Here is a 22,267-nt window from a genome sequence, read left to right as displayed (position 1 = left end):
GCGGTGCCGAGTTGGAGCGGAGGCGCGCGGTGTCTGGTGAAGGTGGCGTGGGAAAGGCCGCGGGGCCGGGCGCTCGTAGCGCCCGACCCCGCGGGATGTTCAGTCAGTGCGGAAGCTCAGACGTCGAACTGGGCTTCTTCCAGGCGCTGCTTGACCGCGGTCAGGTAGCGGGCCGCGTCGGCTCCGTCGACCAGACGGTGGTCGTAGGTGAGCGCCAGGTAGACCATCTGGCGGATCGCGATCGTCTCGCCCAGTTGCGGGTGGGTGATCACGACGGGACGCTTGACGACGGCGCCGGTTCCGAGCATGCCGACCTGCGGCTGGTTCAGGATCGGGGTGTCGAACAGGGCGCCGCGGCTACCGGTGTTGGTGATGGTGAACGTGCCGCCCGCCATCTCGTCCGGCAGCACCTTGTTGTTGCGGGTGCGCTCGGCGAGGTCGGCGATCTTCTTGGCCAGGCCCGCGATGTTCAGGTCACCGGCGTTGTGCACGACCGGGACCATCAGGCCCTTCTCGGCGTCGACGGCGATGCCCAGGTGCTCGGCGGCGTGGTACGTCACCTCGCCGGCTTCGTCGTTGATGGACGCGTTCAGCTTCGGGTACTGCTTGAGTGCGTCCACGGCGGCGAGGGCGAAGAACGGCAGGAACGACAGCTTGACGCCCTCGCGGGCCTCGAACTCCGCCTTCTTCGCGTTCCGCAGCTTGGCGATCTCGGTGACGTCGACCTCGACCACGGTGGTCAGCTGCGCCGAGACGTGCAGCGAGTTGACCATGTGGTTGGCGATCGCCTTGCGGATACGGCTCATCTTCTCGGTCGTACCGCGCAGCGGGCTGACGGCCGGGGCCGAGGCCGCGGCAGCCGGTGCGGACGAAGCAGGAGCCTGTGCAGGAGCGGCGGCCGCTGCGGCCTTCTTGGCCTCGGCTGCCGCGAGCACGTCCTGCTTGCGGATGCGACCGCCGACGCCGGTGCCTGCCACAGAGCCGAGGTCCACGCCGTGCTCGGCCGCGAGCTTGCGGACCAGCGGGGTGACGTAGTTCGGGCCGTCGGAGGAGGAGCCGTTGGAAGAAGCCGGTACTGCGGGCGCCTGCGTCGCGGCGGGTGCGGCCTGTGCCGCGGGTGCAGGTGCGCTCTGCGGGGCGGGAGCCTGCGCAGGCGGCTGAGCAGCGGGAGCCTGAGCTGCCGGTGCCTGAGCTGCGGGGGCCTGAGCTGCCGGGGCCTGAGCAGGCTGTGGGGCCGGAGCGGCGGCTGGGGCTGCCTGCTGTGCGGCCGGTGCGGCGGCCGGAGCTGGAGCCGCTGCTGCCGAGTTGGTGTTCGAAGGCGCGTTGTCGGTGGTCGACGATGCGGCCGGCGCGGACTGGGCAGGGGCCGAGTCGGCGGACTGAGTCGGTGCGGACTGGGCGGGCGCGGACTGGGCCGGGGCGGCGTCGCCGGAGCCTACGACGGCCAGTTCGGCGCCGACCTCGACGGTTTCGTCCTCGGCGACCTTGATCTCGAGGAGCTTGCCGGCGACGGGCGAGGGGATCTCGGTGTCGACCTTGTCGGTGGAGACCTCGAGGAGCGGTTCGTCGACGGCTACGTCGTCGCCGACCTGCTTGAGCCAGCGGGTGACGGTGCCTTCGGTCACGCTCTCACCCAGCGCGGGCAGCGTCACCGACGTACCAGAAGACGAACCCGACGAAGACGGGGCTGCTTCAGCGGCCGGAGCCTCCTGAGCGGCCTCCTGCGCCGGGGCTTCTTCAGCGGCCGGAGCTTCAGCGGCAGGGGCTTGAGCGGCCGGGGCTTCCTCGGCAGCCGGTTCTTCAGCCGCCGGGGGCTCCTCGGCGGGTGCCTGCTCCGCGGGGGCTTCGGCTTGAGGCTGAGCCGCCTGCTCGGAGCCGGCGGATTCGCCGGCGTCGCCGATGACGGCAAGTTCGGCGCCGACCTCTACGGTTTCGTCCTCGGCGGCCTTGATCTCGAGCAAGGTGCCGGCGACGGGGGAGGGGATCTCGGTGTCGACCTTGTCGGTCGAGACCTCCAGCAGGGGCTCGTCAACGGCAACCGTGTCACCGACCTGCTTGAGCCAGCGGGTGACGGTTCCTTCGGTGACGCTCTCCCCGAGGGCCGGCAGGGATACAGAGGTCGGCATGACGGTCGTTGCTCCTTCGTCTGATCGGTTCGAGAGTCAGCCTACGGTGCCGCCGGTACGAGCGGGACGCGGGTCACAGCGCACCCACCCGTACCAGCATCTGCAAACTTACTCGTGGAAGTGCAAAGGCTTTCCGGCCAGTGCGAGGTGGGCTTCGCCGAGGGCCTCGTTCTGGGTCGGGTGGGCGTGGACCAGCGGGGCGACGTCGGCCGGGAAGGCTTCCCAGTTGTAGATCAGCTGGGCTTCGCCGATCAGCTCGCCGACCCGGGAGCCGACCATGTGCAGGCCGACCACGGCGCCGTCCTTGGCGCGGACCAGCTTGACGAAGCCGGCCGTCTTGAGGATCTGGCTCTTGCCGTTGCCGCCGAGGTTGTAGTTCAGGATCTCGACCTCGCCGTACTTCGCCTTCGCCTGCTCCTCGGTGAGGCCGACGGAGGCGACCTCGGGTTCGGAGTACGTGACGCGCGGGATGCCGGCCTCGTCGATCGGCGCCGGGTTCAGGCCGGCCAGGTGCTCGGCGACGAAGATGCCCTGCTGGAAACCGCGGTGCGCGAGTTGGAGACCGGGCACGATGTCGCCGACGGCGTACACGCCGGGGACGCTGGTCTGCAGGTGCTCGTCGACGGTGACGAAGCCGCGGTCGAGGGCGATGCCGACCTCCTCGTAGCCCAGGCCGGAGGTGTTCGGTCCGCGGCCGACCGCGACCAGCAGCAGCTCGGCCTCGATCACCTCGCCACCGGCGACCGTGACGCGGACGCCGTTGTCGTGAGTGTCGACCGACTCGAACGGCGTACCGGTCTTGAAGGCGATCTTGCGCTTGCGGAACGCCCGCTCCAGCGTCTTGCTGCAGTCGGTGTCCTCGGCCGGGACGAGTCGCGGCAGCGCCTCGACGATGGTCACCTTGGTACCGAAGGAGGTCCACGCGCTGGCGAACTCGACGCCGATCACGCCACCGCCGAGGATCACCGCGGACTCGGGGACCCGGTCCAGCGTCAGCGCGTGCTCGCTGGCGATCACCCGGTTGCCGTCGAGCTCCAGCCCGGGCAGCGAGCGCGAGTAGGAGCCGGACGCGATGATCACGTTCTTGCCGGTGTACGTCGTCCCGTTGACCGCGACCGTCGTCGGGGAGGTGAGCCGCCCCTCGCCCTCGATCACGGTGATGCCGCGGGACTTGATCTGTCCCTGCAGCCCCTTGAAGAGCCGGTCGACGACGCCGTCCTTGTACTTGTTGACGCCGCCCATGTCGACGCCCTCGAGCGTCGTCCGTACGCCGAACTGCTCGCCCTCGCGCGCCGAGTCGGCGACCTCGGCCGCGTGCAGCAGCGCCTTGGTCGGGATGCAGCCGCGGTGCAGACAGGTGCCGCCGAGTTTGTCCTTCTCGACCAGCGCCACGGACATCCCGAGTACCGCGGCCCGCAGCGCGGCGGCGTACCCGCCGCTGCCTCCGCCGAGGATCAGCAGGTCGTAGGTCGTGGTGCTGTCTGCCGCGTTCGTCACAGGTTCCTCCGTGGGCGTCTGAGTCGGCGGGCGGCCCCGGATCGCGGGGTTCCGGCCCGGCGTCATCTTGTCACCGCGGGCGCGGACTGTCGCTCCCGGGCCCGTACTGCGGGACCGGCGTGTCACCGTGGGCTTGCGGAGATAGGCGACACTTACGGGATGAAGTGGTTTCGCCGGCAGCGGCCGGGAACGATGCGCAAGTCGGACAACCCCGACCAGGCGCACCTGCGGGAGTTCGCCCAGACACGGCAAGGTGTCGAGGGATTCGTCGAGCCGAAGACGGCCGTGACCGACTACACGCTGCTGCTGGTCGCCATCGACGGTGAGTGGACCCGACGCCGCGTCCCGTCGGTCGCCTGGGCGCACAACTTCGCGAACAAGCTGGGCATCCCGTCGTACGACGCGGCCGTCGTCGGCTATCCGCCGCGGATGCGCGAATACAACGCGCGCCAGAAGAAGAACGGCCGCGCCTAGCGAAACCGATCCGCCGGATCGAGTACTTCGGACAGTTGCTCGACCCGGCCTGCGAGCGGGTGATCAGCTGGCCGATGCGGCCAGTTCGACGAGGGTGCGGACCGAGTAGCCGGTGCCGCCGGAGTGGGTGTAGCCGGACGGTCCGCCGTCGTTGAAGGCGGGACCGGCCACGTCGAGGTGCACCCAGTCGATGCCGTCGGCAACGAAGTCGCCGAGGAAGGCAGCCGCCGCCAGTGCGCCGCCCCACGGCTCGCCGGTGATGTTCGCCAGGTCGGCGACCTTGGAGTGCGAGCGCAGCTTGTCGAGCATCTCGGTCGGGATCGGCAGCGGCCACATCGCTTCACCGGCAGCGATCGCGGCGTCGACGACCCGGTCCCGGGCGGTGTCGGTGTTGGCGAAGGCGCCCGCCACCTTGGTGCCCAGGGCAACGACACAGGCGCCGGTCAGGGTCGCCACGTCGACGATCAGATCAGGGTGGTCCTCGGACGCCCGGACCAGTGCGTCGCCCAGCACGAGCCGGCCTTCGGCGTCGGTGTTCAGCACCTCGACCGTCTTGCCGCCGTACATCGTCAGTACGTCGGAGGGCCGCGCCGCCGAGCCGGACGGCATGTTCTCGGCCATCGCGGCGTACGTGGTGACCTGCACCGGCAGGCCGAGGCGCGCGATCGCCAGAGTGGCGCCGATCACGGCTGCCGCGCCGGCCATGTCGGACTTCATGCTGACCATGCCGCTGGCGGTCTTCAGCGACAGGCCACCGGAGTCGAAGGTGATGCCCTTGCCGACGAAGGCGAGGTGGGTGACCGGCTTCTTCGGTGTGTAGGTGAGCCGGACCAGCCGCGGCGGGTTCTCCGATCCCTGGCCGACGCCGAGGATGCCGCCGTACCCGCCCTTGGCCAGCGCCTTCTCGTCGAGCACCTCGACCTTGACGCCGTGCTCCTTGCCCAGCTTCACCGCGTGCGCCGCGAACTCGGCCGGGTGCAGGTCGGACGGCGGCATGTTCACCCAGTCGCGGACCTGGTGCACGGCGTCGGCGACGATCTCGGCGCGCTCGAGGGCGGCCTTCGCGTCCCGGTTGCGGGCCAGGTCGGTCAGCACGATCAGGTTGCCGGGGACATCCTCGCTCGCCTCGGACTTGTAGGCGTTGAACGAGTACCGCCCGATCAGCGCACCCTCGGCGATCGCGCGGACACACTCGGCGTCCGGCGTCGGCAGGGCGAACGCGACGGACTGGCCGGTCTTGGCGGCGCGGACCCCGACCCCGGCCGCCGTACGGAGGTCCTCGGTCTTCAGTGCGCCGTCCGGGGCGGTACCGAGGCCGACCGCGATCAGCAGCGCCGACTTGCCCGGCTTCGGGCCGGGCACCTTGGTGACCTCCCCGGTCTTGCCGGTGGCGCCGAGACCGGACAGCACCTCCACCAGCTGCCCGCCGTACGCGGCGTTCAGCGACTCGGTACCGGCGGGCAGGGCCACGCCGCCGTCGAGCTTGACCACGCCGATGACCACGACGTCGGCTTTGACGCCGGCTGCATCGGACTTGCTCAAAGTGATGGTGCTCACGAAATCCTCAGTCCTCCTTGACCGGATGGCAGGCCGCCGGTCGTCACGGTACGTGCGTGCTGCCTGTGCATGCTACGCGTCACCAGCCGGCGGATGTGCGCAGATGGCCGCACGGAAGTGGCACGGAGATGCGGGCCACACTGTTGCGCCATCGGTTTCCGGTAAGTTCCGCTGCATGACCGAGTCTGGTGTCCTGAAGAAGTCCCCGTTGCACGAGCGGCACGTCGCGCTCGGAGCCAAGTTCGCCGAGTTCGGTGGCTGGGAGATGCCGCTGGAGTACGGCGGTGTCGTCGCCGAGCACACCGCTGTCCGGACCTCCGTCGGGGTCTTCGACGTGAGTCACCTGGGCAAGGCGACCGTGCAGGGACCCGGCGCCGCGGCGTACGTGAACTCCTGCCTCACGAACGACCTGGGCAAGATCGCGCCCGGCCAGGCGCAGTACACGCTGTGCTGCGCCGAGAACGGCGGTGTGGTCGACGACCTGATCGCGTACCTGCACGCTGACGACAACGTGTTCCTGATCCCGAACGCGGCGAACACCGCCGAGGTCGTCCGCCTGCTGCAGGCCCAGGCGCCGGAGGGCGTCGTGGTGACGAACACCCACGACGACTACGCGATCCTCGCTGTCCAGGGCCACGACAGCGACGCGGTGGTCGCTGCGATCGGTCTGCCGACCGGGCACGACTACATGTCCTTCGTGGTCGCCGACTTCTCCGGTACGCCGGTCGTCGTGTGCCGCACCGGTTACACAGGCGAGCGCGGCTACGAGCTCGTCGTACCGAACGAGGCGGCCGTAGCCGTGTTCGACGCGTTGCTCGCGGCGGGGGAGCAGTACGGCATCGTCCCGGCCGGCCTCGGTGCCCGCGACACCCTGCGGACCGAGATGGGCTACCCCCTGCACGGACAGGACATCTCGCCTGACATCACGCCCGTCCAGGCGCGGTCCGGCTGGGCCGTCGGCTGGAAGAAGGAGCACTTCTGGGGCGACCAGGCACTGCGGGCGGAGAAGGAGGCCGGGCCCGCCAAGATCCTCCGTGGGCTGCGGGCCGTCGGCAGGGGCATCCCGCGGCCGCACATGACCGTCGTGGACGCCAGCGGCGCCGCGCTGGGCGAGGTCACCTCCGGCACGTTCTCGCCCACGCTGAAGAAGGGCATCGCCCTCGCCCTCCTCGACGCGAGCGTCAAGGAGGGCGACGAGGTGGCAGTGGACATCCGTGGCCGGCAGGAAGCCTTCGAGGTGGTCAAGCCGCCGTTCGTGACGGTCAACGTCCGGGAGAGCTGACCAACTGCCCTGAACAGGGCACGAACGGTTCGAGTTCGCGGCGGCGAGCCCGCCGCCGCGAACGACCGACTGCCATCAGCGGCCGCGAGGGCACCTTGTCCCGCAACCTGGGCGCAGCGCCACGGCAATGCGCACTGGGCAGGCTGACAACGCTGTTGCACCACCCGCGACCGGTCCCGCCCTGCGCCGCGCCACCGGGCAGCACACCACCGATCAGCACCATAGCTGCGGCGAACAGTTTCCAGGACAACCACGGAGCAGACATCGTTCCTCCGGTTCGAGGCGGCACCATGAGCGGTGGACCGGGCGGCGTACGGCGGCTGCTGCCGACGTAGTCGCAGCATGTGGGAACCCGGTTACCCAGCGCCTACCACCGAGCTACGCTGCCCCCGTGGAGCTCCGGTTGCTTGGCCCCGTGGAGGTGGTGGCCGACGGCAAGGTCAGTCAGCTGGGTCGCCGCCAGGAGCGCCTGCTGCTCGCCGTACTGGGCCTGTCTGCCAATCAGCTGATCCCTGCGGTCCGGCTGATCGAGTTGCTCTGGCCGGACGAGATCCCCGCCCAGCCGCACCGGACCCTGCAGGTGTACGTCTCCCGCCTGCGCAAGGCCCTACCGGCCGAAGCCGGCATCACGGGCCGGGACCAGGGCTATCGGCTCGACATCGACCCGGCATCGATCGACGTTGACCGTTTCCGCGAGCTCCGACGAGCCGCGGTCGGTCAGGAAGCCGCGGAACGGTCGCGACTGCTGGGCCAGGCCCTCGAACTGTGGCGCGGTCCGGCGCTCTCGGACGTGGCCTCCGACGAGCTACGTCATCGGCTCTGCGCAGGGCTGGAGGAAGAGCGGCTGACAGCGCTCGAGGAGCGGATCCACGCGGACCTGGAAGCAGGACGGAGTGCGGAGCTGGTTCCCGAACTGACCGGCCTGCTGGCTGTTCACCCGACCCGGGAAGGTCTGTTGGCCGCTCAGCTGGTCGCGCTCTATCGCGTCGGCCGCCGGCTGGACGCACTGGAACTGGTCGCAGCTGCGAAGCGGACGCTCCGGGCAGAGACGGGACTGGAGCCCGGCCCTCGGCTGCAGGAACTCGAGGTGGCGATCCTGCAGGACGACCCGGCGCTGCTGACCGACCGGCCCGGCGCCGTACCGCGTCAGCTCCCGCCCGCGCCGAGGACGTTCGTCGGCCGGCAGTCGCAGATCGATGCGCTGACCGAGCTCCTGACCGCCCGGGCGAAGGGCTCGGCGGGTTCCGTTGTCGTCGTTTCCGCCATCTCCGGAATGGCCGGGGTCGGGAAGAGCGCTCTGGCCGTCGAGGTGGCTCATCGGGTCGCGGACCTGTTCCCGGACGGCCAGCTCTTCCTCGACCTGCGGGGCTACGGCGCCGAGAAGCCGATGGCGCCGATCGACGCGCTCGGTATCGCGCTGCGAGGCCTGGGCGTGGCGGGAACCGAGATTCCGGCTGATCCATCCGAAGCGGCGGCCCGCTGCCGATCGATTCTGGCGGAGCGACGAGTCCTGCTCGTCCTCGACAATGTGGCCGGATCAGCGGCTGTGGACGGCTTGCTGCCGGGGCTCGGCGCAAGCGCGGCCATCGTCACCAGCCGCTCGGCGTTGCCGGGCCTGGACGCTGCCCAGCTCCAGCTCGATGTGCTGACCGCCGCGGAAGCAGCCGAGCTTCTGGAGCAGTTCGCCGGCCCCGCCCGGATGGCCGCTGAACCGCAGGCCGCGGCCGCCCTGCTGAACGCTTGTGGGCACCTGCCGTTGGCGATCCGGATCCTCGGCGCGCGGCTGGCCTCCCGACCGGCGTGGCCGATCAGCCACCTGGTGGAGCGGGTCACCGACGTACACAGCCGACTGGACCAGCTCAGCCTGGAAGGGATGAGTATCCGGACCGTCTTCGCCAGTTCACTGGAGCACCTGGAGCGGTCGTCCGACCCAGTGGATCGCCGGGCCGCGGAAGCGTTCCTCCGGCTCGGCGTGCCGGACGGCGCGCACCTGCGGTTGCTCGAGGCGGCCAGGGTTCTCGGGATGGACGAGACAACGGCCGAAACCGTCCTGGAGCGGTTGGTGGATGCCCAGCTCCTCGAGACGCCCTCGCCGGGCAGCTATCGCCTGCACGACCTGCTGTGGGCCTTCGCGCGGGAGCAGGCTGAGGCCGCCTTGACGACGACCGATTGGGCCGGGGTGATCGAGCGGCTCGTCGAGCTGTACGCCGCGGTCGCCTGGCACTGTCTGGAAGGCCGTGATCCCACCGCCGCGAGACTGGAATGGGCAGCCGGCCGACGGAAGTCCGGCGAAGTGCCGGAGAACCTGCAAGGAGAGCAGGGCCTCGACTGGCTGGACGCCGCCGGCGCGAAACTGACCGCCTTGTGCCTGCAGGGAAGACACTGCGGCGAAACGACGCGAGAAGGTGTGCTGTCGCTGGCTCTCGGGTTGTCCAGCTACAACTTTTCGCGAGAATGCTGGCCGGACGCGCTGCGCCGGGCGACGGTTGCGCTCGAGATCGCCCGGCAGAGCTGTGACGAGTTGGCGGAAGGACTTCTGCTGTCGGACCTGGGGATCTATCGCGCCTATTCCGGTGATGTCGAAGGTGCCGTCGAGGCCTACCAGGAAGCGATTCCGCTGCTGGCGCGCTGCCAGGCCGCGCGCGCGGAACTCGCCGCGCTGAACAACTACAGCCAGATTCTCCACGGCCTCGGCCGCCACACCGAGGGGCTCGACCACGGGCTCCGGGGGATCAGGCTGGCTGAGCACCAGGGCGAGGTCACCGCGGGCGCTCATCTCGTGGTCAGCCTCCACTACCAGGCGCTGGACGATCGCGATCGGCAACGGCAGCACCTGGAGAGTGCCCTGCAGTCCTCGCGATCGATCGGCAACCAGTGGAAGGAGGCCTACATCCTCGATGAACTCGCGGTGCTGGCCTACCGGGACAACCAGCTTGCCGAAGCCGTCGAGCGTTTTCGCGCCGCCATCGCCGTCTACGGCGAGCTGAGCCAGGAGCACGACAGAGCGGGCTCGGTCGGCCAGCTGGGTGAGGTGCTGCTCGACCTCGGCCGACCCGACGAAGCGGTCCCTGCTCTCGAGACCGGACTGCGGGAGGCGATCAGAGCCGGGGACGAGGCACGCGAAGACGAGTTGCGGCAACGGCTGAGCGAGGCGCAGGCGGCGGCTGAAGGCGAGCCCGCTGGTCACGACCGATGACCGCGGACGTCGAGTACCGGTTGCTGGGACCCGTGCAACTGCGGGCAGGTGGCCGGCCGGTTGAACTCAAGCGGCGCCAGGAGCGGTTGCTGTTGGCGATTCTGTTGCTCGAGCCGGGGAAGGTGGTGCCGGCCGAGCGGCTCGTGGGGCTGCTGTGGCCGGAGGAGGGGCCGGGCCATCCCAAGCGGGCTCTGCAGGTGTACGCATCGCGGTTGAGGGCTGTGCTGGCCAAGGTCGATCCGGAGACCCGTCTGGAGGGTGGAGCCGAGGGGTACGCAGTACTGGGGCCTGCGGGGCGGACGGACTGGGAGCTGTTCGAGGCGCTTGTTCGGGAGGCGAAGGCGACGCAGGATCTGGAGCGGCGCCGGAAGGTGCTGCTGGATGCGTTGGCGCTCTGGCGCGGCCCTGCGCTGGCAGAGGTGACGGAGGAGCACGTACGCCGACGGCTCGCTGCCGGCCTCGACGAAGCTCGCTGGGAGGCGCAGGAACTTCGTGTGGCCGCCGAACTGGAGCTAGGGCGGCACCAGGACCTTCTGCCCGAGTTGGCCGATCTCAGCACAGCATTGCCGTTCCGGGAGACCATCGCGTCGGCGTACATGCTGGCCCTGTACCGGTCCGGGCGACAGGCGGATGCGCTGGCTGTCTATACAGACCTGGTACGTCGTCTGGCCGACGAGCTCGGGACAACGCCCGGTGAGAGCGTCCAGGAACTCCAGTTGGCGATCTTGCGGCAGGACTCTGCCCTGGACCTGCAGTCAAAGAACCAGCCTCTCCACCAGCTACCCGCCGACAACGGCTCGCTACGGGGACATGGCGCGCTACTGGGCGAGCTCATGGCTGAGCTGAGCCGTTCGGGCCGGCCGGACGGCGTACCGGCGGTCGTCTGTCTGTACGGCGCCGGTAGGTCCGCGGTGGCGATCAGGCTGGCGCATCAAGTCGCGAGGGAGTACCCGGATGGACAGCTCTTCGCCCGCCTCCAGGACAGCTCAGGCGAACCCGTACCTGCCCAGGCCGTGCTCGGCAGCCTGCTGCGCTCGCTCGGGGTCGACGACGCGGACCGGCCGCCCTCGGTCGAGGAGCGGGCGAGCGTACTGCGCAGCAGGCTGGCCGGCAGGTCAGTACTACTCGTGCTGGACGAGGCCGCAGACGCGGGCCAGCTTCGGCCGCTGCTGCCGGCCGATGGGCGATGCGCGGTGATCGTCACGGCGAAGCAACCGTTGCTCGGACTCGAGGACGCCGTCCAACGGGAAGTCCGGTCCGACCTCCGGAGGGCTTGATCGACCGGGACGAAGCGGGCCCGATTCGGGATTGCGAGACGTCGGCGGCTCGATATACCTGATGGTTGTAGATTCAACACCCTGCGTGACAATATGGCACAAAATTGCCACTGACGGTGCTGTGCCGATGCTTTTCGCGAAGTATTGGTCGCTCACCGTGACGATCGGAGACAAATGTTCCGGTCCGGTACCCGTTCCGGTAACGATTTGTGCACTGGTGCCGGGCACCGCTGGTTTGGTGTCACAGTGTCAGGCAGGCTAGCGCGCGGTTGAGGGGGAATCGCCGTGTCAAGGGGATTTGACTCGGGCCCGCTCGGAAGACCAAATGGCCGGCACGATCTACAGACCGCTGCCGGATCAAGAACACCTGAATCTGGCTGACAGAGCTGACGGAGCGCGAATGAGTATTGGGTCACCTGACTCGACCGTAGGTGTCGAGGACCACCCGGCGTCGGCTGAGCCGGTCCGTGCGGCGACGGTCGCGCACGGCAAGTCTCCGACCCGGATCGCAATGGACCGGCTCCGCAAGGACAAGCTGGCCATGGTGTGCGTGGGCATCATCGTGCTCTTCATCCTGGTGGCGGTCTTCGCGCCGTTGCTGGCCAAGCTCGAGGGGCAGACCTTCAACGCGTTCCACACCGACCTGGTGGACGAGTTCGGCTTCCCGACCACCGGCCCGAACTCGCAGCACTGGCTGGGCGTCGAGCCGAAGACCGGCCGGGACAACTTCGCCCGCTGGGTCTACGGCGCGCGTCCGTCGCTGATCGTCGCCTTCTCGGCGACCTTGTTCGGCACCGCCGTCGGTGTGGTCGCGGGCCTGCTGGCCGGCTTCCTCGGCGGCTGGACCGACCGGATCATCTCCTGGATCATCGACTTCGTCCTGAGCCTGCCCTACCTGCTCTTCGCGATCGCGCTGGTGCCGATCGTGGAGTCGATGCGCGGCGGGTCGTTCAACCTGACGCCGGAAGAACAGGCCTCGACCCGGTTCTACGTCTTGATCTTCGTCCTCTCGTTCTTCGGCTGGGCCGGTCTGGCCCGGATCATCCGCGGTGAGGTGCTCTCGCTGCGGGAACGGGAGTTCGTGCTTGCTGCCAAGGCGATCGGGGTGCCCACCCGGCAGGTCCTGTTCAAGGAACTGCTGCCCAACCTGGTGGCGCCGATCGTCATCTCGGCCTCGCTCTCGCTGCCCGCCTATGTGACGGCGGAAGCAGGTCTTTCCTTCCTCGGAGTCGGTCTGGTCGAACCGGTTCCGTCCTGGGGCCAGACCATCGCGGTTGCCACGAACTGGTTCAAAGCGGACCCGATCTTCTTGTGGCTCCCGGTGGTCGGCATCACCGCTCTGGTGCTGTCGATGGCCCTTCTCGGCGACGCCGTCCGCGACGCCTTCGACCCCAAGACTCGCCGGTAGTACGGCGATTGCCCCAGCGGCAGAAAAGGAGAAACACGACAATGCAGTGGAAACGGATCACCGCGGTGGCGGCAACGGTCATGCTGGCCGCGGTTGCCTGCGGCAGCCCGTCGTCGAACAACAACTCTGGTGGTGGCAAGGTCCAAGAGGGCACCACCCAGGAGAAGGCGACCGACCCGACTGCCAAGGGGCCGGCGGCAGAGATCGATGGTGCCAAGAAGGGCGGCACCGTCACGATCCTGTCCGACGTCACGCCGGACACGTTCGACCCGACGAACATCTACTACGTCGACGGAAACCAGATCGGCAAGCTGTTCTACCGGGCCCTGACCCAGTACAAGCTGGACGAGAAGACCGGTAAGCCTGTCCTGGTGCCGGACCTCGCCGAGGACCTGGGCACGAAGTCGGCCGACGGCCTGACCTGGACGTTCAAGCTGAAGCAGGGCATCAAGTACAGCGACGGCTCCCCGGTCAAGGCCGAGGACTACGCGTACTCGATCAAGCGCTCCTTCGCGCACGAGCTCTACGACTCGGGACCCACGTACCAGATCCAGTTCTTCAAGGACGGCGAGAAGTACAAGGGCCCGTACGCCGCCGGTGGTGACAACTACTCCGGTGTCGAGACGCCGGACCAGAACACCCTGGTCATCCACCTCGCCAAGAAGTTCGACGACCTTCCGTTCTACGCGGCGTTCCCGCTGTTCACGCCGATCCCGAAGGCCAAGGACACCCAGAAGAACTACGAGCAGAAGCCGCTGGCGACCGGTCCGTACATGGTCCAGTCCTACAACGCCGGCACCTCGCTCAACCTGGTGAAGAACCCGAACTGGGACCCGAACACCGACCCGGTGCGGCACCAGTACGTCGACGGCTACAACTTCAAGTTCAGCCAGGACCTGATCAAGGCCCAGCGTCAGGTGCTGGCCAGCAACGGTCCGGACGCCAACGCGCTGAGCTACAGCAACCTCGACACCTCGCTGCTGCCTGAGGTCAAGGACCAGAGCCAGTTGGTCAAGGGTGACGGACCGTGCACCATCACGCTCCCGATGGACACCCGGAAGATCCCGCTGGAGGTCCGCAAGCTGGTCGCCGCGGCCTACCCGTACGACGCGTGGCGCAAGGTCGCGGGTCTGAACTCCAACGACTCGCCGCCTGCCTCGACGATTCTGCCGCGGGCCGTTCCCGGCTTCGAGAAGTACGAACTGCCGGGCCTGAACGGCACCGGCAAGGGCGCCCAGGACCCCGCGGTCGCCGCGGACGTCAAGGCGAAGCTGCAGGCGCTCGGCAAGTCGGGCTTCGAGCTCAGCCAGTACTACTCGATCGACGACAAGATCTCGACGCAGGTCTTCCAGCTGCGCAAGCAGGTCTTCGAGGCGGCCGGGTTCAAGTACAAGGGCATCGGTGTCGCCAAGGCCAAGATCCGCACCTACACCGGTGACCAGAACGCTCCGGTCAACATCGGCAAGACCCCGGCCGGCTGGTGCTCCGACTGGCCGAGCGGCACCAGCTGGTTCCCGGTGCTGTTCAAGTCCGACGCGATTGCCCTGGGCAACAGCATCGGTCAGCTCCAGGACAAGACGCTGGACGCCGAGATCGACCGCGTCACCGCGCTCGACCCGAACGCCCAGCTGAAGGAGTGGGGCAAGATCGACAAGATGATCCTCGAGAAGTACCTTCCGGCCATTCCGTTGTACTACAGCGCCTCGGACTTCCCGATCGGGAAGAACCTCGGCCACGTGATCAACGACGTGACGCAGGGTATGCCCGAGTTCACCTCGATCTACGTCAAGCAGCCCTGACCGAACGCCTGAGCAACAAGTTCGGCTCTGAATGAAGGGGTGGTGACCGGGCCCTCGGTCCGGTCACCACCCTCATCGGTGAGGAGAAAGCCCCGTGCTCTATTTCGTGGCGCGCCGCCTGGTCAGCGCGCTGAGTGTCGTGCTGGTCACGCTGATCGCGACCTTCACGTTGTTCTTCGTCGCCCCCACCGATCCGGCGGCGGCGATCTGTGGCGACCGCAACTGCACCCAGCAGCGGTACAACGAGATCAAGCGCAACCTGCATCTGGACCGCCCGAAGGTCCAGCAGTTCGCGGAGTACACGGCGGGCATCTTCGCCGGCCGCACCTTCGAGACGGCCGGCGTGAAGCAGAAGTGCCCGGCGCCGTGCCTCGGCTTCTCCTTCAAGAACGACCGGCCGGTGTACGAGACCCTGAAGACCAGGCTGCCGGTGACGGTCTCGCTGGTGGCCGGGTACGCGGTCCTCGTCCTCACGATCGGTGTCTTCGTCGGCTCGATGGCCGCGAAGAGACGCGGGACCATGGGCGACCGGGCGCTGATGACCAGCACCTTGGTACTGAGCTCGATCCCGTACTACATCGTGGCCCTGATGATCTCGCTCTACCTCACCATCCTCTATCCGATCCTGCCGCGCAGTGGGTACACGCCACTGACGGAGAATCCCGGCAAGTGGGTGGCCGGTCTGCTCACCCCGTGGCTGGTCCTCGGGATCTACAACTGCACGCAGTACGCCCGGTTCTCCCGCGGCTCGATGGTGGAGACGCTGAGCGAGGACTTCATCCGTACGGCGCGCGCCAAGGGCCTGTCGGATCGGAGGGTCACCTACAAGCACGCCCTGCGCTCGGGCCTGATCCCGGTCGTCACGATCTTCGGCCTCGACATCGCCGGCAGTCTCGCCGGTGCCATTTTCACCGAGAAGATCTTCGATCTGCCCGGACTGGGTAACCTGGTGATCGACAGTCTGAACAACTACGACCTGCCGGTGATCATGGGCACGGTGCTGGTCGCCTCGGTCTTCCTGGTGATGATGAACTTCATCGTCGACATCGCCTACAGCCTGATCGACCCGCGGGTGAGGCTCGCGTGACGACACCTGCCAACGAAGAGGGACGCAAGGCCGTCCAGGACAGAAAGGTTGGCCAGGACACCATGGTCGGCACCGTACCCAGCGACGGCGAGGTGGCGCGGGACGCCCGCAACCCCTCCATCGCGACCCGCGAGCGCCGCTCGACGGCGCTGACCCCGAGCGGCGAGACGCCGTACCTGGTGGTCGAGGACCTGACCGTCAAGTTCCCGACCGCCGACGGCGTGGTCAGCGCGGTGAACGGGCTGAGCTATGCCGTTCCGCTCGGCCGGACGCTGGCGATCGTGGGCGAGTCCGGGTCGGGCAAGTCGGTGTCGAGTATGGCCGTGATGGGCCTGCACGACCGTAAGCGGACCCGGATCACCGGTTCGATCCGGCTGGGCGGCGACGAGATCGTCGGTCTGCCGGAGAGCGAACTGATGAAGATCCGCGGTGACGCGGTCGCGATGGTCTTCCAGGACCCGCAGTCGTCGCTGCACCCGCTGTACACGGTCGGCAACCAGATCTCCGAGGCCTACCGGGTGCACCACAAGGTGTCGAAGGACGTCGCGAAGAAGCGCGCCCTGGAGATGCTCGACCTGGTCGGCATCCCGAACCCGATCCGCCGGTTCAAGCAGTACCCGCACGAGTTCTCCGGTGGTATGCGGCAGCGCGCGATGATCGCGATGGGTCTGGTCAACGACCCGAAGCTGGTGATCGCCGACGAGCCGACCACCGCGCTGGACGTCACCGTGCAGGCACAGATCCTCGATCTGCTGAACAACCTGCAGAAGGAGTTCGGCTCGGCGATCGTGCTGATCACCCACGACCTGGGTGTGGTGGCCGAGATGGCCGACGACGTCCTGGTCATGTACGCCGGCCGCTGTGTCGAGTACGGCACGGCCGAGGACGTGCTGGCCCGGCCGCGGATGCCGTACACGTGGGGTCTGCTGGAGTCGATCCCGACCGTGTCGGCCGCCTCCGAGCGACTGCGCCCGATCAAGGGCCTGCCGCCGAGCCTGCTGGCCCTGCCCAGTGGTTGCTCCTTCAACCCGCGCTGTCCGTACAAGGACCGGGTGAAGGGCGAGCGCTGCATCACCGACCTGCCGGAACTGCTGCCGGTCGACGGCGCTGGCGCACACACATCCCGTTGCCACCTGCACGACAAGGCCTCGATCTACGAGGCCGAGGTCGCACCGAGACTGGGCTGAGGAGAGACATGAGCAAGACAGTGCGCCCCGTGGATGCGACCACCGGCGGCACGGAGCCTGCGTTGCTGCAGGTCCGCGACCTGAAGATGCACTTCCCGATCAAGGAGGCCGCCGGCCTCGGCCGAGCCAAGAAACTGGTCCAGGCCGTCGACGGGGTCAACTTCGACCTGAAGGCCGGCGAGAGCCTCGGGCTGGTCGGCGAGTCCGGCTGTGGGAAGTCGACGACGGGCCGGATGATCACCCGGCTGCTGACGCCGACCGCGGGCCAGATCATCTTCAAGGGCACCGACATCGCCCAGATGAAGGAGAAGGACCTGCGGCCGTTCCGCCGCCAGCTCCAGATCGTCTTCCAGGACCCGTACAGCTCGCTGAACCCGCGGCAGACCGTGTCGAACATCATCAGTACGCCGTTGCGCGTGCACAACCTGGTGAAGCGCGGCAAGGAACTGGAGCGGGTCCAGGAACTGCTCGAACGGGTCGGCCTGAACCCCGAGCACCACAACCGGTACCCGAACGAGTTCTCCGGTGGCCAGCGGCAGCGGATCGGGATCGCCCGGGCGCTCGCGGTGGAGCCCGAGGTGATCATCGCCGACGAGCCGGTGTCCGCGCTCGACGTGTCGATCCAGGCCCAGGTGATGAACCTGATGGAGGACCTGCGCCGCGATCTGGGCATCGCCTTCGTCTTCATCGCGCACGACCTCGGTGTGGTCCGGCACTTCTGTGACCGGGTCGCGGTGATGTACCTGGGCAAGATCGTCGAGCAGGGAACGCGGGACGAGATCTACGGCGCCCCGCAGCACCCGTACACCCAGGCGCTGCTGTCGGCGGCTCCTGACCTCGGCACGATCCGCGGCGTCCCGCCGAAGGAACGGATCCGCCTGGTCGGCGACGTACCGTCGCCGATCGACCCGCCGAGCGGTTGCCGGTTCCGGACCCGTTGCTGGAAGGCCGAGGACATCTGCGCCACCCAGGAACCGCCGCTGGTCGCCCAGGCCAAGTCCGGCCCCGGCCACGCGGCCGCCTGCCACTTCGCCGAGCCCAAGGTCGACCTGACCGCCGCCACGGCCTGATCCAGCTGTCCGAGAGCCGCCCCGACCACCTGGCCGGGCGGCTCTCGTCCGTCCCGGCGGTCCGCTGGACTGGTTAAGGTTCGGGGATGGAGTTTCGTTTGCTGGGGGCAGTCGAAGTCCGGGACGGTGGCCGGCCGGTGGGGTTGCCGCGGCGGCAGGAGCGGCTGCTGCTCGCGGTGTTGTTGCTGAGGGCAAATGAAGTGCTGCCGGTGGACGAGCTGGTCGATCTGTTGTGGCCGCAGGATCCGCCGGCGCGGGCGCGAAGTGCCTTGCAGGTGTACGTTTCGCGGTTGCGCAAGGCGGGTGTGCCGATCGAGGGCAGCCGCTCCGGATACGCCGTACGGGTGGCGCCGGAGGCCGTCGATCTCGGGCGGTTCCGGCAGCAGACCGCCCGAGCGCGGGCTCTGAAGGATCCTGTACTGCGGTCCGCCGCGCTCGCCGAGGCGCTCGGGCTCTGGCGGGGCGAGCCGCTGGGGGAGGTGACTTCGGAGCCGATCCGGGCGCGGTTGTGTGCCGGGATCGAGGAGGAACGCACAACCGCCTTGGAAGACCGGATCGACGCGGATCTCGCCGCCGGCAAGTACGAGCAGTTGGTGCCCGAGCTGGCGCGCCTGGTCGCGGCCGATCCACTGCGCGAGCGGCTCGTGATCGCCTGGATGACCGCGTTGTACCGGACCGGACGCAAACAGGAAGCACTGACCGCGTACGCCGACCTGGCGGAGCGGCTGGCCGATCAGTACGGACTGGATCCGGCCCCGGCGCTGCGGCGGCTGCACCTGACGATCCTTCGCGACGACCCGCTCGGCCCGGTCAGGTCGACCGCCGATCCGACGACGCCGCGCGAGCTGCCGGTGGACGTCTCGCTGCTGGTCGGGCGGGACGAGTTGCTGGCGGACGGCGTACGGGTGTTGACCGATCGAGGGCGGGAAGAGGCCGCGGTCGTCTGTCTGTGGGGTGCGGCCGGGGTCGGGAAGTCCGCCGCGGCGACGCGGATCGGGCATCTCGTGGCGGAGGCCTTTCCCGATGGTCAGCTGTTCGCCCGGCTGCAGGACGTCGGGGGAGCGGCCGTGCCGGCCCGGACCCTGCTCGGTCGAATGCTGCGGGCAGTGGGAGTTCCGCCGCCGGCCGTCCCGGACTCGCTGGCGGATCGGATCCGGCTCTTCCAGGAGCGGACCGCCGACCGGGCGTTGCTCGTCGTCCTCGATGACGCGCTCGATGCCCAGAAAGTTGAACAGTTGCTCCCGTCCGGACCGCGCTGCGCAGCGGTCGTCACGTCCCGGAAATCCCTTCCAGAGTTGAAGAAGGCGACTCATCGGCAGGTGTTGCCGCTCGAGGATGCCACCGGCAACGACCTGCTGGTCAGGCTGATCGGCCGCTCGCTGCGGGACCAGGCTGCGATCGCGACCGTGGCCGGTGCCTGCGCGGGTCTGCCGCTGGCGCTCCGGATCATCGGTTCGCGGCTGGCCCTGTCCGGCGACGACGCGTTGCCGGCGGTGGCGGGCGCGCTGGCCGACGACGAGGCGCGGCTGGACTCGATGGTGGCCGGCGACCTCGCAGTACGGACCAGTCTGCACCGCAGCCTCAGCCTGGCCGAGCCGCGGACCAGGGAACTGCTGGCACGGTTGTCGCTGGTCGGCGTGACCGAGTTCCCCGTCTGGGTGGCGGCACCGCTGCTGGACTGCGACGAACCGGCCGGGGCCGCCGCCTTCGATCAGCTCGTCGACCTCGGCCTCGTCGAGCTCGCCGGCCTGGAACCGTTCCGGCGCTACAAGATGCACGCGCTGGTCCGTTCGTACGCCGCCGAGCAGCTCGCCCGCGCCGGAGACTCCGCCGAACCGATGCGACGCTATCTCGAAGCGGTGCATCGGCTGACGGCGCTGGCCAACTCGGCTGTCAACCATGGCTGGACCACCGCCGCTCATCTGCGGACACCGCCGGCTCCGGTGCTACCGGATGCGGAGGAGGCGATCGAGGCCGATGCGATCCGGTGGTTCGAATCCAGCTGGGGACTGGTCGATGCAGCCGCGCGCTCGGCCCTTGTCGGCGGAGCCCCGGAGCTCGCGGCCACGATCGGATTGTTGCTGATCGGCTACCTGGGTGTTCGGGAACTGCGCGAAGCGCGCAACGACCTGCTGACCACCATCAGGGATGTGCTGGCCGAGACCGGTCCGCTGGAGCTCCTGGTCCGGATCGAGCTGGCCAGGCATACGTATCGGGTAGTGCCTCCGGCCGAGCGCCGAAGCGAGGGCGAGCGGCTGCGCGGGCTCGCCGAGCAGACCGGCTCACTCGACCTGCAGGCCCGCGCCGAGCTGCAGATCGCGATGGCCTCGGTGCAGCTGGCCGACTATCAGCACAGTCGCGAGCACGGCCTGGCCGCGCTCGCCCTGATCGACCGGCCGGACGGCCCGAAGCACCTTCGCTTCTTCGTACTGCGCGACCTGATGCACGTCGCCGCGGAGCTGAAGGACTACGACGCTTCCATCAGCTGGGGTGAAGAGGCCATCGGCCTCGCGCCGCCGGACAGCAACGTGCAAGCCGAAGCCCGGGTGGTGCTCGGTGAGGTCCAGGCCGAGGTCGAGCAGTACGACGCTGCCGAGGCGCAGCTCACGAAGGCGGTGGAGACATTCAGCGCGTTGTCCAACGACCATGGCGCCGCCCAGACCAACTCCCTGCGGGCGGCCATCGCGGCCAAGCAGGGCAGGCTCGACGAGGCCCGCTCGCTGCTGACCCAGCCGAAGGCCCTGTACGCCGAGACAGCCAGCCGTTATCTGTGGCTCCGGATCGGCCTGGCCGAAGCCGACATCGCAATGGCGGCCGGTGACTACGCCGAGGGCCGCCGGATTCGGCTCCAGCTGATCGAGGAGGTCGTTGCCTCCGGCGACAAGTCGGTCGAGCAGTTCATCCGCGACCAGCTCGACAACGATCCGCGCGACCCCGCGAACCGGCGCTGAGCTACTCGTGGGCGCCGTGCCGTAGTTCCTCACGTTCGCGGGCATAGCGGACCGCCTCGAAGGCGACCAGCAACGACAGCAGCGCAGCCAGTACTGCGACCTCGGCGAGCGCCGGCAGGTGGCCGACGGCCGGGATCGCGATGAGGCAGAGTGCTGCCGTCACCAGGCGGCTCACGCCGAGCCGGTGAGTGGTCCGCCATTTGAAGCCGACGTGTCCGAGCAGATAGAGCACGACGCCGGCGAAGAGCGCGTAGAGGCCGATGCCCTTGAGTGGGTCGTCCAGGTGGTGGTGTTCGCTGTCGCCGACGTACTCGAGCACCTTCTTCAGCCCCAGCGCGAGCAGCACGATGCCGGCCACCATCGGGAAGTGCAGGAAGGTGTAGGCGTCGCGGCCCAGCTTCGGCCGGGTCTCCAGCGGCTCGGAGGCGAGCGCCTGTTCGCCGTACTGCGCGGTGGCGTCGAAGTAGATCCACCACAGGGCCGCGGAGACGATCAGTCCGAGCAGGGCGGCGAGCAGGATCGGCCAGGAGATCGGCAGGTCGGTGACGCCGACGCCGATCGCGACGATCGACTCGCCGAGCGCGATGATGACGATCAGGCCGTGCCGCTCGGCGAAGTGGGCCGCCGAGCGCAGCCGCCAGCCGCGGGCGTCGATCAGATAGGTGCCCCCGTAGTCCGCGGCCAGCGCGAGAGCCCAGAAGAGCGTCTGGTTGTTGCCGTGGAACTGCGAGGCGATCAGCAGCAACGCCGTACCGGCCAGCATCGAGGGCGCGAACCTGAGCAGCGTACGGCGCAGTCCGGCGTCGCCGTCGGCGATCAGCCAGAACAACCACAGGTGCATCGCGCGGAAGACGAAGTACGCGATCGCGATCACCACCGGACCGGGCAGGCCGCCGGGCAGGTCGTGGAACGCCTCCGGGATGGCCAGGGCGATCACGAACATCGCCGCCATCGCGGCGACCATCACGCCGCGGACCGATCCCTCGTCGGCCTTGACCAGGTTGCAGAGCCAGGAGAACCCGATCCAGCTCCACCACAGCAGCCCGATCAGCAACAGGCCACGCAGTACGCCCTGCCAGCTCAGGTCGTGCGCCATCAGCGCGGTGATCTGGGTCAGCGCGAAGACGAAGACCAGGTCGAAGAACAGTTCCAGCGTGGTGACGGCGTGGTCTTCGGTGGTCGGTTGCGCCTTGATCGACGCCCGGCGAATGCTCATGGTCCACATTCTGGCCCATGCCGATCGGGGCACAAGGCAACGGAGGCGTCGCTCCGGGCGGGGAGCGACGCCTCCGTCGTACGGGGGGGTTACTGAGGTGGAACGGCGGGCCCTCGCCGAGCAGGGGTCTGACGAGGGCC

Annotated in this window: 14 protein-coding genes; 10 read left to right on the top strand and 4 right to left on the bottom strand. The window is 68.7% G+C overall.

Annotation, left to right across the window (positions count from 1 at the left end; translation table 11 throughout):
* Window positions 1-116: 116 nt before the first annotated feature.
* Window positions 117-2,126: a 2-oxoglutarate dehydrogenase, E2 component, dihydrolipoamide succinyltransferase gene (gene sucB, locus EV138_RS03305; protein WP_133976968.1), complete on the bottom strand. Its 2,010-nt coding sequence runs from the start codon at window positions 2,124-2,126 to the stop codon at window positions 117-119.
* 108 nt (window positions 2,127-2,234) lie between these two features.
* The gene (lpdA, locus tag EV138_RS03300; protein ID WP_133976967.1) at window positions 2,235-3,623 is read right to left on the bottom strand and encodes a dihydrolipoyl dehydrogenase; all 1,389 of its coding nucleotides are present in this window, start codon (window positions 3,621-3,623) and stop codon (window positions 2,235-2,237) included.
* Between the two features lie 159 nt (window positions 3,624-3,782).
* Here lpdA and EV138_RS03295 point away from each other — a divergent pair, with 159 nt between their 5' ends.
* Entirely contained in the window at window positions 3,783-4,097 is a 315-nt protein-coding gene (locus EV138_RS03295; RefSeq protein WP_133976966.1) for a hypothetical protein, read from the top strand.
* Window positions 4,098-4,160: 63 nt separating this feature from the next.
* On the opposite strand, the gene EV138_RS03290 is transcribed toward EV138_RS03295, so the two are convergent.
* Window positions 4,161-5,654 (bottom strand): leucyl aminopeptidase, encoded by a 1,494-nt coding sequence (locus EV138_RS03290; RefSeq protein WP_133976965.1) that lies wholly within the window; start codon window positions 5,652-5,654, stop codon window positions 4,161-4,163.
* A gap of 175 nt (window positions 5,655-5,829) precedes the next feature.
* Here EV138_RS03290 and gcvT point away from each other — a divergent pair, with 175 nt between their 5' ends.
* The 9 genes from gcvT (at window position 5,830) to EV138_RS03245 (ending at window position 20,911) form a co-directional block, all read left to right on the top strand.
* Window positions 5,830-6,936 (top strand): glycine cleavage system aminomethyltransferase GcvT, encoded by a 1,107-nt coding sequence (gene gcvT, locus EV138_RS03285; RefSeq protein ID WP_133976964.1) that lies wholly within the window; start codon window positions 5,830-5,832, stop codon window positions 6,934-6,936.
* A gap of 391 nt (window positions 6,937-7,327) precedes the next feature.
* Complete coding sequence (locus tag EV138_RS03280) at window positions 7,328-10,132, top strand: AfsR/SARP family transcriptional regulator (protein WP_166678475.1); 2,805 nt, start codon at window positions 7,328-7,330, stop codon at window positions 10,130-10,132.
* A complete protein-coding gene (locus tag EV138_RS03275) occupies window positions 10,129-11,409 on the top strand; it encodes an AfsR/SARP family transcriptional regulator (RefSeq protein WP_133976962.1) in 1,281 nt (426 codons plus the stop codon). The genes EV138_RS03280 and EV138_RS03275 overlap by 4 nt, the downstream gene beginning before the upstream one ends.
* 400 nt (window positions 11,410-11,809) lie before the next feature.
* The gene (locus EV138_RS03270; protein ID WP_133976961.1) at window positions 11,810-12,817 is read left to right on the top strand and encodes an ABC transporter permease; all 1,008 of its coding nucleotides are present in this window, start codon (window positions 11,810-11,812) and stop codon (window positions 12,815-12,817) included.
* A 41-nt stretch (window positions 12,818-12,858) separates the two neighbouring features.
* On the top strand, window positions 12,859-14,616 hold the full coding sequence (locus EV138_RS03265) for an ABC transporter substrate-binding protein (protein ID WP_133976960.1): 1,758 nt from the start codon (window positions 12,859-12,861) through the stop codon (window positions 14,614-14,616).
* A 94-nt stretch (window positions 14,617-14,710) separates the two neighbouring features.
* Window positions 14,711-15,703, top strand: a complete 993-nt coding sequence (locus EV138_RS03260) for an ABC transporter permease (protein ID WP_133976959.1) — start codon at window positions 14,711-14,713, stop codon at window positions 15,701-15,703.
* Window positions 15,700-16,890, top strand: coding sequence for an ABC transporter ATP-binding protein (locus tag EV138_RS03255; RefSeq protein WP_439648958.1), 1,191 nt, complete (start codon window positions 15,700-15,702; stop codon window positions 16,888-16,890). Before EV138_RS03260 ends, EV138_RS03255 begins: the two co-directional genes overlap by 4 nt.
* 8 nt (window positions 16,891-16,898) lie before the next feature.
* Window positions 16,899-17,960, top strand: a complete 1,062-nt coding sequence (locus EV138_RS03250) for an ABC transporter ATP-binding protein (protein ID WP_133976958.1) — start codon at window positions 16,899-16,901, stop codon at window positions 17,958-17,960.
* An 86-nt stretch (window positions 17,961-18,046) separates the two neighbouring features.
* Entirely contained in the window at window positions 18,047-20,911 is a 2,865-nt protein-coding gene (locus tag EV138_RS03245; RefSeq protein WP_133976957.1) for an AfsR/SARP family transcriptional regulator, read from the top strand.
* A 1-nt stretch (window position 20,912) separates the two neighbouring features.
* Here the strand turns inward: EV138_RS03245 and EV138_RS03240 are convergent, their stop codons facing one another.
* Window positions 20,913-22,127 carry a low temperature requirement protein A gene (locus EV138_RS03240; protein WP_133976956.1) on the bottom strand — a complete coding sequence of 405 codons (1,215 nt, stop codon included), beginning with the start codon at window positions 22,125-22,127 and terminating at the stop codon, window positions 20,913-20,915.
* Between the last annotated feature and the right edge of the window lie 140 nt (window positions 22,128-22,267).

This window comes from Kribbella voronezhensis (genome assembly GCF_004365175.1).
Classification (GTDB): Bacteria; Actinomycetota; Actinomycetes; order Propionibacteriales; family Kribbellaceae; genus Kribbella; species Kribbella voronezhensis.
Note: the sequence above shows the minus strand (reverse complement) of the source record. Positions and strands in the feature narration are given on the sequence as shown.